This is a genomic window from Neptuniibacter sp. PT8_73 (assembly GCF_047778045.1).
GTDB lineage: Bacteria > Pseudomonadota > Gammaproteobacteria > Pseudomonadales > Balneatricaceae > Neptuniibacter.
On sequence record NZ_CP180545.1, the window covers coordinates 59,956 to 73,567 of the forward strand.

At 46.0% G+C, this 13,612-nt stretch carries 7 protein-coding genes; 6 read left to right on the forward strand and 1 reads right to left on the reverse strand.

Annotated elements, in window-relative coordinates:
* Positions 1-164 precede the first annotated feature (164 nt).
* On the forward strand, positions 165-4,892 hold the full coding sequence (locus ACMXYN_RS00275; protein WP_415892972.1) for a response regulator: 4,728 nt from the start codon (positions 165-167) through the stop codon (positions 4,890-4,892).
* A complete protein-coding gene (locus ACMXYN_RS00280) occupies positions 4,889-5,761 on the forward strand; it encodes a diguanylate cyclase (RefSeq protein WP_415892973.1) in 873 nt (290 codons plus the stop codon). The genes ACMXYN_RS00275 and ACMXYN_RS00280 overlap by 4 nt, the downstream gene beginning before the upstream one ends.
* A 26-nt stretch (positions 5,762-5,787) precedes the next feature.
* Here ACMXYN_RS00280 and ACMXYN_RS00285 read toward each other — a convergent pair whose 3' ends face one another.
* Positions 5,788-8,019, reverse strand: a complete 2,232-nt coding sequence (locus ACMXYN_RS00285) for an EAL domain-containing protein (RefSeq protein ID WP_415892974.1) — start codon at positions 8,017-8,019, stop codon at positions 5,788-5,790.
* A gap of 251 nt (positions 8,020-8,270) precedes the next feature.
* Between ACMXYN_RS00285 and ACMXYN_RS00290 the strand changes: the two genes are divergently transcribed.
* The 4 genes from ACMXYN_RS00290 to ACMXYN_RS00305 all read left to right on the forward strand — a co-directional run bounded on the left by ACMXYN_RS00290 (position 8,271) and on the right by ACMXYN_RS00305 (position 13,598).
* The gene (locus tag ACMXYN_RS00290) at positions 8,271-9,641 is read left to right on the forward strand and encodes a sodium:proline symporter (RefSeq protein ID WP_415892975.1); all 1,371 of its coding nucleotides are present in this window, start codon (positions 8,271-8,273) and stop codon (positions 9,639-9,641) included.
* Between the two features lie 59 nt (positions 9,642-9,700).
* Positions 9,701-10,531, forward strand: coding sequence for a metallophosphoesterase family protein (locus tag ACMXYN_RS00295; RefSeq protein WP_415892976.1), 831 nt, complete (start codon positions 9,701-9,703; stop codon positions 10,529-10,531).
* Between the two features lie 198 nt (positions 10,532-10,729).
* The gene (locus ACMXYN_RS00300; RefSeq protein ID WP_415892977.1) at positions 10,730-11,887 is read left to right on the forward strand and encodes an acyl-CoA dehydrogenase family protein; all 1,158 of its coding nucleotides are present in this window, start codon (positions 10,730-10,732) and stop codon (positions 11,885-11,887) included.
* A gap of 58 nt (positions 11,888-11,945) precedes the next feature.
* Entirely contained in the window at positions 11,946-13,598 is a 1,653-nt protein-coding gene (locus tag ACMXYN_RS00305) for an AMP-binding protein (protein ID WP_415892978.1), read from the forward strand.
* Positions 13,599-13,612 lie beyond the last annotated feature (14 nt).

The window sequence follows — 13,612 nt, forward strand, 5'->3', positions numbered from 1 at the left end:
CAATACGTATCATTGGTCTATAAAGGGGCGAAATTATCCTGTCGTAAAGCTAAATTAGGCTATGCTTTAAGGAATGGAATTCTTAAGCAGGTCTTTGATATTGATCGGTTTTATAATTCCTTCAGCAATTGATCTGCTTAAACTAGACAAAGGACGTACTCTGTATGAAGAGGGAAGAGGCAGCTGAGGCTTCCGTACCTAATCCTGATACCGGTCGCAAGGTTTCACTGCGTGTAAAACTTATGGTCTGGATGACCTTGTTGGCGCTTATCCCCTTGGCCTTTGTCTCTTGGTTGAGTTATCAACAAGCTAAAGACAGCTTGCTGGTGGCAGCAGAGGAAAAGCTTCGTCAGTCCTCCCTTGTAACTGTCCGTTCCATCAGAAATTGGTTTGATTATCGCGTAGTCGATCTGCGTTTCAAGGCTGAATCGAACGATACCATCTCTATGTTGTCCTCGCTTTCCAATGGACTTCAACAAAGCGGATTAAAAGCTAAAGATTATGTTTTAAGTGATGATTGGGCTCAGCGAGTAGATAGCCATAAAGCAGATTTGATTAGCTTTAGCCGTCGTTATGATTACATCTACGATCTATTCTTGATCGATAACCGCGGTAATATTCTTTTTTCAGTTGCTCAAGAAAAGGATTTTGGAACAAGTCTGCAACGCGGACCTTTCAGCAGCACAAAGTTTGCCTATAGTGTTAAAAATACCCTTCGTAGTGGCAATGTCTCATTCTCTGGTATGGAGCTTTATGCGCCTTCCAATGGTGCCTTTGCTGGTTTTTTAACCGCGCCAATTAATGATGAAGATGGTAAAACTATCGGTGCATTTGCTATTCAACTCCGCTTTGACCGAGTGTTTGATCTGCTTGATGTGGCAGTAGATGAGAAGCAGCAACATCTTCACTACTTGATGAATATTGATGGCACCCTAATTACCCCTATTGGTAACAACCGGGATGAGGTGCTCAAGCGCAAAGTAGAAACTGAAATGTATCTGCATGCGGTGGCGAATACAGATCAAAGTTCTATTCAACATGCTTTGAACTACACTGGCCCCAATGGTGTGCCCGTTATCGGCATGCATGATGTCATTGTACTTGAGAATATTCGTTGGATTTTGGTTAGTGAAGTCGATCTTGAAACAGCTCTAAAAGCTTCTCGTTGGTTAGGACAGATTACCTTAGCTTTGTGTCTTGTAACTGCCTTTGTTGTCTTGTTGATGGGATTTGGGATCGCTGGACGGATTACCAAACCTTTAATTACCTTGGCTTACGCCAGCCGGGAAGCATCTGCAGGTAATGCTGAACAAGTAGAGGTGAATGCTAATAACATCGAAACGGCTCATCTCGCTGATGCCTTTAACATTATGTTAGAGACTCGAAAACTGCATGAAGCCGAGTTGCGACGTAGCGCTGAGCGAGCTAATCAGGCGCTGTTAGAGTTGGGTGAGCAGAAGTTTGCGTTGGATCAGCATTCTATAGTGGCGGTTACCGATTTAAAGGGGACAATCACTTATGCCAATGAACGTTTTTCTCAGATAAGTGGTTACAGCCGAGAAGAGTTAATTGGCCAAAACCATCGTATTCTCAACTCAGGCTATCACTCTAGGGAATTTTTCATTGAGCTTTATCGCACTATCGCTTCAGGTGAAGTGTGGAAAGGTGAAATACGTAACCGTAACAAACAAGGCGGTATCTATTGGGTTGATACAACGATCGTCCCCTTTAAGGATGATACCGGGAACCCGCTTAGCTATGTGGCGATCCGTAGTGATATCACCAAACGTAAGCAGATGGAGTTGGAGATTACTGAATCGTTGACTATGCAGGCTTCGATTTTGGAATCAACCGATAACGGCATTTTGGTGACTAAGAATGATGGCGGTGTTATTCGTTACAACAAGCGCTTTGCTGAAATGTGGGGATTACCTGAAGAGTTTAATGATCACTCCCGTGTGCTGGGTCCTATATTACGGCAGTTAAACAACGCTGATGAAGCCGCACGAAATGTTAAAGGCCTGATTAATTCTGAAGGGCGTTCCCACTTCACTAGTCTTAGTCTCAAAGATGGCCGAACTTACGAGCAATCCTCAATCCCTATGTACGTAGAGGATAATTCTGTGGGGCGTGTATGGTCTTTCCGAGATGTATCCACTCGAGTGGATGCAGAGCAAGGTCTGATCAAGGCGCTAGATCTTGCTGAAGATATGCAGGGTAAACTCGAAGATGCGTTAAGCCGTGTGGATGTTGCGGTGGAATCATCTGGCTTGGGAATATGGGAATGGGATCTAATCACCAATGAACTGCAATGGGATGATCAGATGCTGAAGATCTACCAGGTTCCGGAAGAGGTGATTAACAACAATCTCTATTTTGAGTATTGGCGAGAGAGGGTCTGTCCAGAAGACCTTGAAATGGCTGAAGGCTCGTTAAAAGAGGCGGTGCGTGGACGACATGATTGGCACTGTGAATTTAGGCTTAACTTCCCTGATGGATCGGTTCGTTATGTTAAAGCGACAGCGGCTCATATGGTCGATGATCAAGGCCGCTCGTTAAAAATGATTGGGACCAATCTTGATGTGACAGTAGAGCGTGAAATGGAGCAGAGTCTCATCGCGCTCAAAGACGAGGCGGAACAAGCGAATATCGCGAAGAGTGAGTTCTTAGCCAATATGAGTCACGAGATTCGTACACCAATGAACGGTGTCCTTGGCATGTTGGGGTTATTGTTGAATACACCACTCACTGATGACCAACGCCATCGTGCGGTTGTCGCTCAAACCAGCGCTAACTCACTTCTGGCACTGATTAACGATATTCTCGATTTCTCTAAAGTGGATGCAGGCAAGTTAGAACTCGAATGTATCGACTTTAACTTACGTGGCATGTTTGGAGAATTTGCAGAAGCGATGGCTCTGCAAGCACAAGATAAAGGTTTAGAACTTATTCTTGATCTCACTGGTGTTGAAACGTCTATGGTCAGAGGGGATCCGGGGCGTTTACGTCAGGTGCTGATTAATTTGGTAGGTAATGCCATTAAATTCACCAGTGATGGAGAAGTGGTCATTCGCTCACAGCTGCAACACGTAGGCGATAGATTACGTTTGGATTGTGAGATTAAGGATACAGGTATAGGAATTCCACCTGAAAAACTACCTGAATTGTTTGAATCTTTTAGCCAAGTTGATGCTTCTACTACGCGTGAATATGGTGGTTCTGGATTGGGGCTCGCCATTTGTAAGAAATTGTGTGAATTGATGGGCGGAGAAATATCGGTCCAGAGTACAGTGGGTGAAGGTAGCGAGTTTATCTTTAGTGTGTATCTGGAAGAGAGTGAGCAAGCGGAAGCGGTAGTTCCTTACACAGGTATCGAGAACCTCGAGATCCTGATCGTAGATGACAATAGAACCAATCGCGAAGTGCTGTCTACGCAGTTACTTCATTGGGGAGCGAAGGTTGTGGAAGCGGAAGATGGTAATGACGCGATTGCCCGCTGTGAGTCACTCTACGAATCATCAGGTGTCTGTTTTGATGTCGTCTTTATGGATATGCAGATGCCAGGGATAGATGGTGCCGAGTTGGGTCGGACACTGAAAGCTGATGACAGATTCAGAGCATCCAAACTCATCCTAATGACCTCAATGGCGCATCGTGGTGATGCTAAACGTTTTGCAGATATAGGTTTTAGTGGTTACTTCCCTAAACCGGCAACGACCTCAGATATCTTTGATGCTCTTCAAGTTGTCGCGAGTGGTGGTGATGCATTGAATAACGCCTCGCCGTTGGTGACCAGTCATTATTTGAAAGATCTCTCGATTGAAGGTCACCCAACCCTGGGTGAGAAACGTATTTTAGTCGTTGAAGATAATCAAATTAACCAACTAGTGGTGCAGGGTATCTTACAAGAGCTCGGACTTACGGCAGATATGGCCGGTAATGGAGTCGAGGCATTACAGAGCCTCAATACTGCTTTAGAAAATAATTGTCCTTACGATCTAGTATTGATGGACTGTCAGATGCCAGAGATGGATGGCTATGAAGCAACCCAACAGATCAGGGCAGGCAAGGCGCAACAGAAAAATATCACTATCCCAATCATTGCTATGACAGCGAATGCGATGGCAGGAGATAGGGAGAAGTGTCTGGCTGCAGGTATGGATGATTACTTGAGTAAACCTGTATCGCCTATTGCACTGAATCAAGCTCTACAGCGGTTTCTAGGTATCGCAGAAACGGTGACTAAACCAGAAGAACCGATTGCAACTGAAAAAACGATAGCTGTTGTTTGGGATAAACAAGATGCTATCGCACGGATGATGGGTAAAGAAGAGCTGATTGCTCCCTTACTGGATATCTTTGCAGTTGATGCTGATCCCATAGTAGAAAACATTAAAACTTACTTAAATAATTCTGACTGGGCAGCAGCTGGTAAATCTGCACATGCAGTGAAGGGTATGGCGGCTAATTTATCAGCGATAGCCTTGCAGGCACAGGCCGCTAAGTTAGAAAAGTTAGCTAAGGCGGATGATGGTGATGGCGCGTTACAAGTATTACCTGATTTTTTACAGGCGTATGAAGAAGTCACAGCTTGTTTTGACGAGTACTTATCACAAAAAGTAGAGACCCCAAAAATAGGGCTTACGGATGACGAAGTAAAAGATAAGCTTCTATCAATCCGCGAAGCAGTTAATTTAGGTAGCTATATAGATACCACAGAGTATGATGACTTATGGAAGAGTGCTAACGGTTCAGAATTTAAAGAGCCGCTAGAGCAGCTTCACGCTAAATTATCAGCGTTTGATTTTGAAGCAGCTGAGGATAGCTTGGCTATAATGGAACAAGCCCTTGGTATTCAACCAGAGCTTTCGGACGGAGTCGACGAGACATGAGCAAGCCTGTCGTTTTAATCGTAGACGATGTGCCTTCAAATATTAAAGTCTTGGCAAACTGCCTAAAGGACCACTACCGGATTAAGGTTGCTACTGGAGGTAATGATTGCCTGAAATTAGCAGTCGCTGAGCCGGTACCTGATCTCATCCTGTTAGATATTGAAATGCCAGATATGGGCGGCTATGAAGTCTGTCAGAAGCTTCAGGGGCAGCCTCACACCCAAGATATTCCTATTATTTTTGTTACTGCTCGGGACGCTGACCGTAACGAAGAACTTGGTTTGCAACTAGGTGCGGTCGATTACATCGCAAAACCAGTACGCCCTTCTATTGTGCTGGCGCGTGTGAATACACATGTCACGCTTAAGCAGCAGCGGGACCTACTCAAAGAGATCGCACTGAAGGACCAACTGACAGGCCTCTACAACCGCTATTACCTTTTAGAAACAGCTGAACAGCGTTTAGCGCATACTGAACGTCATAGTGATCCGCTAAGCGTGATGTTGCTCGATCTGGATTACTTTAAGCAAGTAAATGACACCCATGGTCATTTGGTTGGCGATAAGGTCCTACGTGAGCTGGGTGAGCTCTTAGGCCGTACCTGTCGTAAAGATGATATACCTGCCCGTTTTGGCGGCGAAGAGTTTGTTGTCTTACTAGGGCATTGCGACCTAAAGTCAGGTGCTGAAAAGGCTGAAGAGATTCGTGAACAAGTGGAACAATTAAAGCCTGAGGGTTTGGATATCACTGTAAGTATTGGTGTAGTGCAGTTTTATTCAGGTGAGAGCATCGAACAGTTACTAGATCGTGCGGATAAAGCGCTCTATAAAGCCAAAGATGAAGGAAGAAATCGCGTTATTAGTGAATAATTTACCATCAATTTTAGCTAGCCTTCCTACTGGCTTAAATGCTCATCTAACCAAACATATAGCTGTTCCAATTCCATTGGCTTCGCATAGTGATAGCCTTGGACTTCGAAGCACTTAAGCTCTTTGAGACGCTCTACTTGCTCGACAGTTTCTACCCCCTCCGCGATAACTGCCATATCTAGATCGCTACCTAGGTTGATGATCATCTCTGGAATATGAGTCCCTTTTTGTTTATCCAGCATCTTATCGATAAAGGACTTATCAATTTTTAGGCGATCAAAGTTTAGCGTTTCTAAATAGCTGAGGCAGGAGAAGCCTGTGCCAAAGTCATCAATCGCAACTTTAGCGCCGAGATCATGGATCACCTGTAAAATGTCTCGCACACTATCGGTATCTATCATGGCGACAGATTCAGTAACTTCGAACTCAACTTGCTGTGGCTTTAACGAAAAGTTATCCAATTTATTTTGAATTAACTTTAAAAAATCGGGGTGACGGAACTGGGCGGGAGAAATATTTATACCCACCTGAAGACCCAAACCATACTTCTGTTCGACAGTTTCAAGATCTCTCATGGCGGTATCCATGACCCATTCACCTATAGGTACAATGAGTCCTGAGCTTTCGGCAACCGGAATAAACTCAACTGGGGATATTAATGCGCCGCTCTTTGTTCGCCAGCGAATAAGCGCTTCAAAACCGGTGATTCTTCCGGTGCGTAGATCAATTTGTGGTTGATACGCTAGGAACAGTTCGCCTTCACTATATGCCTTACGTAAACCTTGTAGTAAAAGCATACGTTGTTGCGTTTCACGCTCTATTTCATGGGTGTATTCTACGTGTTCGCCGCGGGCAATATCTTTGGCACGTTTTAAAGCGATGTTCGCACGTTTAATTGCATTATTACCGCTGATATTGGCATCTTTGAGAATGTAGCAGCCCTGAGTGATAGATATGGTTAGGTCGTCTCCGAAAAGCTCAAAAGGCTTTGTAAGCATTGCGTTGATCTGTTCAACAGTAAAACTGTCTTCGGGCCCCATAACACCAAAAGTGTCGCCCGATATACGGCATATAAACGAGTCCTTTGGCAGGTTGGCTGCTAGGCGGTTTGCAACCAATTTAAGCAGTTCATCCCCGGACTCTGAACCTAAGGTGTCATTCATACCGCTGAAATGATCAATATCGATCAGTGTAATAAGCTGTGGATGTAGCTGCCTGAGCATGATTTTGTCGATCTGGTTTGCAAAGGAAACACGGTTAGGAATATTCAGCAAGGAATCGAAATATGCATAATTGTGTAAGCGGTCCAGAATAGTCGCATTATCTAAGCAAACAGAAATATTGCTACAGAAAACCTCTAGCAGCTGGTGTTCGGTACCTTCTAGAGGGCGTTGTATATCCAAATACAGCAGCATGTCATTGCGGAATTCGCTCGGGAAGTAGAGTACGCAGGCATAGTCATTTTCGATGCTGCGGCGCTTACTGCTAGCTTCCAGTAGCATAGCATTGATATTGGCATCTTCGATGACTTCTGGAAATTCCTTCTGGTTGCTAGGCTGAGCGGAAGCGGCCACAATCGTAAATTCAGATCCAGTTGCCTCTATTTCGTCGTTATTGTTCTTCTTGAAACAGATCATCCCCTCTTCTGAAATACCCAATAACGCGGCTAACTGGCAGATAATACCGTTGGCTAACTCTCGAATGCCGTGAAGAGACATCAATTCACTTGAGGCATGTACGATTCTTTCCAAGCCTTTACGGCTGGAATCGATAGCGGTGATTTCAGAATAGGAACGGATGGCAGCGGTAACACTGGTGTAAAGGCGAGTTCGGGTTAGATCGGCTTTGTTTTTGTAGTCGTTAATATCGTATTTGAGGATAACTTCAATTTCAGGTGCATAACCTGGCTGACCCGTTCGTAAGATGATGCGTGTGTTGGTCAGTGCTAGCTCTTCACGAATCGTCTTGACCAGATCTAGGCCGGCGCTCTCTGTCTCCATTACGACATCAAGTAGGATGACCGCAATATCATCATTGTTTGAGAGAGTTTCTTGCGCTTCTTTAGCAGAATAGGCGTGCAGGAGCTCGAGTGGCTGGCCTAGAAAAACCAACCCTTTTAAGCCGAATTTCGTTACCTCGTGAACGTCTTTGTCATCATCAACGACTAAAACCTTCCAGGGTCGTGAACTGTTGTTTGTTGCCGCTAGTGTGGAATCGTTTTTTTCCTCTTCGGCAAAAACAATGAGTTCATCAGACATAGACTTTCCTCATACGATGGAATTACTACTAAGTATATGCAGAGATCATTAAAAATCTTCCTTGATTATCAATTTATTGAACCTTATTAGTTATAAACGAGGTATGGCATTACCGCCAGTTGGATTCTTGTTTTTGATTGCTTGATCAAGAAAGAGTGTAGTCGTTAAAAGATTGTTTGAAAACCTAGGGAACTGCTCTCAAGCGTCGCTGTCTGAGCAAGCATCCTTCCCGTTTATAAATGGAGTTACCTATGGATATTTGGCTGATTGCGCTGGTGTCTGCTTTGGCGCTGGTTTCAGTTTTCCTTTCACGCAAAGTTACTCATGAGAATAGTTTTTTTAAAGGCCGCACCGCAGAAGGTCTGGCGCCGGGCCTATTAACGCTGATTTTCTCGCAGGTGACGACTTGGATCTTTGCGCGTTCTTTACTTAATGCAGCCATTTTGGGCTTCTATTATGGGATATGGGGAACACTAGCTTATGCGGCTTATTATCTTTCGTTTCTTACAGGTGGGAAGATTATCGATCACCTCCGATTTGAGCAGGGTTATGAGAGCGTCCAAGCGTTTCTAATTGATCGTTTTGGTCAATGGGGCAGTCGCTGTTACAACTTTGTCATCGGTGTGCGTTTGGTCAGTGAGGTGTTTGCCAACCTTCTGGTTATCGGCATCTTGTTTGGTGCGGCAGGCACGCAATCTTATACATTGGCGGTTGTCGGCTTAGCGGTTGTTACCTTGATCTACTCCATGTTGGGCGGTTTACAAGCGTCTCTGCGTACTGACTTTTTTCAGATGATGGTGTTTATTGCTGTCTTGGCCGTGTTGTTAGCGCTGGTTGCTGGTGGCGGCCACTTCAATACCGATCTGATCGCGTTCAAACCGTTTGAAATTAGTGATCCCGGTCCAATCCTATTGATCGTAGCCCTATTGCAAGTATGGAGCTATCCAATGCACGACCCAGTGATGATGGACCGCGGTTTCTTGGCAGATCGTGAAACGACAAGACGTAGTTTTATCCATGCAGCTTGGATTAGCAGTATCTGCATTATTGCGTTTGGCTCACTAGGGGTTATTGCAGGCGCCAATGCGATCTCAGGGGAAGATATGAATCAGGCGTTGACGCGCCTGTTGGGTGAGCTACCTATGTTCCTGTTTAGTGCCTCTTTGATCATCTCTGCCATGTCTACTTTGGACAGCACGCTAACCAGCTCGGCGAAGATGATGGTCGTGGATATGAAGCTTCTACCTGTTAATCTGCGTAATGGCCGTATGGTGATGGCGCTATTTATGTTGATGGGCCTAGTGATGGTATTTATCGGCAATAAAGACCTGTTTAGTGCAGTAGCTGTTAGCGGCACGGCTTCGATGTATCTGGTGCCAGTTATCTTCTTCAGTCTGTGGGCTAACCGTCGTGATATTCCAATCTGGAGTTATCTAGGCAGCTTTATCCTAGCGATGGCTGGTGCTCTGCTCTACTTCACGGAATCTTCGGGTTACACGGCGATGTTGGGCGAAGCGCATAAATACACTAAGTTACTTTGGATCTGTGTGGTTGTGATGATTGGTGGTTGTGCTCTGTTCTTGGTCGGTGGAGCCAGCCAAAAGCAGTTGCAGCCGGCGTAATGGGTTAGATAGCTCTAGATTTAAGGAATGTAGCTCTAAGAAATGTGAGTCTAGGAAATATGGATCTTGGAACACTAACAGGGCCGCTACTGATATTTGGCGGCCCGTACAGCAATTTAGCGGCTACCAGAGCGCTTAAACAGGAAGCCGAAAGGTTAGGCTTATCTTCGCAGCAAGTTATCTGCACAGGGGATCTGGTTGCCTACTGCGCGGAACCCGTCGAGACATTAGCGTTGATCCGTGACTGGGATATTCCTGTGGTGATGGGTAATTGCGAGGAGTCATTAGCAGCGGATGCGCCTGATTGTGGCTGTGGCTTTTCGGAAGATTCGGCTTGTTCCCTGCTCTCAGTCGAATGGTACCGATTCGCCAGTCAACAGGTTTCTCAAGACGATAAGCTCTGGATGGGGCAACTGCCTCGGCATATAAGCTTTGAACTGGCGGGTAAGCGCTTTCAAGTTGTGCACGGCAGTGTCGATCGAATCAACGAATTTATCTTTGCCAGCAGTTCAGCGGAGCATAAACAGGCCCAGTTAGATCTAGCGGGTGCTGATGTTGTGGTTGGCGGCCACTGTGGTATCCCTTTTGGAACGCAATTGGAGCAGGGGTATTGGCTGAATAGCGGTGTGATCGGCATGCCTGCGAATGATGGTACGGCGTCCGTCTGGTACATGCTTTTGACGCCAAATGCGCAGGGTATAGAGGTTAGCTGGCAGCGCTTGGATTATCCTGCAGATCAGGCTAGCGAGAATATGCAGCAAGCGAATTTGGCAGCACCTTACGCTGAATGTTTACGGACAGGCTTATGGCCTAGCCAAGATGTTTTGCCTGAATCAGAGCGCGCAATGCGTGGACAAATGCTCGAACTTTCTTCGATCCTTATCACCTAATTTACACTCCCCTTTATCCTCCTCTCTTGTAGTAACTCTTAAAGTTAATAAAACTTGTAAGGGTTACTACTTATCTATTGTTTTCCTTAGGTTACGCCGCTTTGGTCAAATATATCTGAATATTTAGTCAGGTTTTTCGCTTTACCAAATGAAATATATAAGGTATAGATTAGGGTAAACCCTAATAAGGTATTCCTTATGGATTTCACATTAACAGAAGAACAACAACTGATTCAGGATACCGCCAAGCGCTTTGCTGAAAGTGAATTAGCACCGGTAGCGGCGGAGCTGGATCAGACAAAAGACAAGAGCATTCTGCTGGCCAATTGTCAGCAACTTGCCGAATTGGGCTTTATGGGGCTAAACATCTCTGCAGACCATGGTGGCACTGAAGCGGGAGCTGTCGCCTTCAGTTTAGCGATTACCGAGATCGCCCGTGCCTGTGCATCAACTGCTGTGACTATGTCAGTGACCAATATGGTGGCGGAAGTCATACAGGCGATGGGCACTGAAGAACAGAAATCTAAATACTTACCATTGATCTGCAGCGGCGAATATCGAGCAGGTAGCTTCTGCTTAACCGAAGCGGGTGCGGGGTCCGATCCAGCATCGATGCGAACTCAAGCGGTCAAAACCGATCAGGGCTATGAGATCAGCGGTACTAAGCAGTGGATTACTAGCGCTGAGTTTGCCGGCGTCTTTGTGGTGTGGGCGGTGACCGATCCACAAGCGAAAAAAGGTAAGGGGATTACCTGCTTTTTAGTTGAAGCAGGTAGCGAGGGGATCACAGTTGGCCCGGCAGAAAAGAAGATGGGCCAACATGGCTCAGCGACCAATGAAGTGTATTTCGATCGGGTGCTTGTACCTGAATCAGCGATTCTAGGTGAGCTAAATGATGGTTTTCGTCTGGCTGTGGCAGAACTCGCAGGTGGACGCATCGGTATAGGCTCTCTAGCACTGGGTGTTGGGTTAGCCGCGATGGACTACGCCATCGCCTACACCAAAGAGCGTAAGCAGTTTGGTAAAGCGATAGCTGATTTTCAGGGCCTGCAGTGGATGATTACGGATCGTTCTACCGAGTTGGAAGCCGCACGATTACTCCTTTTGAACGCTGCTGATCGTAAACAACGAGGGCTGACCTTCGCTAAAGAAGCCTCCATGGCAAAACTCTTTGCCAGTGAAAAAGCCAATCAAGCTTGCTACAGCGCGCTGCAGCTTTTAGGTGGCTACGGCTACATGCAGGAATACCCACTGGAGCGTTATGCCCGCGATGTGAGAATTACCTCTATTTACGAAGGCACGAGCGAAATTCAGAGACTCATTATTGCGCGAGAAATACTGGCTGAGCACCAGTAATTAAAGATTGCTCATGCGTATAAGAATACAAAAATAAAAAATGATGGATGGGAAACTAATGACAACCGAAACCTATCAGGATTATTACGATAAGTTTGATCCGGCCATGATTGAAGAGCTCATGATCGGTAACCTCAAAGATGGATTTAATGTCTGTGAGGAGATTGTAGATAAATGGGCAGAAGGCGATCGAATTGCTCTGAATTATGAAGGTGCTGAGCGACCTGCTTCGCAAATGACCTTCGTGGAATTGAAAGAAAAGTCTGCCCAGTTTGCAAATTTCCTTACCGCTCAAGGTATAGGTAAAGGCGATCGCGTTGCGGCTTTGCTACCACGAACACCTGAATTGATGGTGGTGATAATGGGTACCCTGCGCGCAGGCGCGGTTTACCAACCACTATTTACGGCGTTTGGTTCCGGTGCGATCGAGTATCGAGTACAGCAAGCGGGTACCAAGCTGGTGGTGACCGACCCAAGCAACCGTCCAAAACTGAATAATGTAACGGATTGCCCGGCCATCCTGACTTTCAATCGTGATCAGGCAACTGATGCCTCAAGTGATCTCGATTTTGCCGCTGAGATTGAGCAGCAATCTACAGAGTTTACACCGGTAAAAATTGGCAAAGATGATCCATTTTTACAGATGTTTACCTCCGGTACAGTCGGAAAATCTAAAGGCGTTGCGGTACCAAGCCGAGCGCTACTCTCGTTCTACGTATATATGCGCTTTGCCATTGGCTTGCGTCCAGAAGATACCTATTGGAATGTTGCCGATCCAGGTTGGGCATACGGTCTCTACTATGCAGTTGTTGGGCCTCTATTGTTGGGCAATACCACGCACTTTTGTGAGGCGGCGTTTACTCCAGAAAGCACCTACGACATGCTGCGTAAATATAAGATCACTAACCTTGCTGCAGCACCAACGGCTTACCGTATGTTGATGGCGAATGATGACGTGTTGGCTGCGGATGAAACCTTCTCCTTGCGTGTAGCTAGCAGTGCCGGCGAACCGTTGAACCCAGAAGTGATTAGTTGGGTGGATAAGCGCTTAGGTTGCCCTGTAATGGATCATTACGGTCAGACTGAAACCGGTATGACTGCATGTAACCATCATGATCTTAAGCAAGATGTAGTGCGTGTGGGCTCCATGGGCTTCTCAATGCCAGGTCATCGCGTCGTTGCTCTGGATGCTGATTTTAATGAGATCCCTGAAGGTGAAACCGGACAGTTAGCAGTGGATGTGGATAACTCGCCACTGTTTTTCTTCCAAGGTTATACATGGCAAGAGAAGCACCCATTCCATGGTCAGTACTACCTCACCGGTGATGTAGTGATGAGCCATGGCGACGGTAGTTACTCATTCACCGGCCGTGATGATGACATCATCACAACGGCGGGTTACCGCGTAGGGCCAGCGGATGTGGAAAGTACATTGCTTGAGCATGATGCTGTGGCGGAGTCAGGTGTTATCGGCAAACCAGATGTTAAGCGTGGCGCTATTATTAAAGCTTATGTGGTGATTAAGCGTGAGTTTGATCCGACAGAAGAGCTGGCTGAAGAGTTAAAGCAACTGGTACGTACACGTCTTTCAACCCATGCTTTTCCTCGCGAGATAGAGTTTATGCCTGAACTGCCAAAAACGCCGAGTGGCAAGATTCAGCGCTTTATCCTGCGTAATAAAGCGCGGGATGAACATGAGGCAGTCGCTTAGGTTCTTTAGGCAGA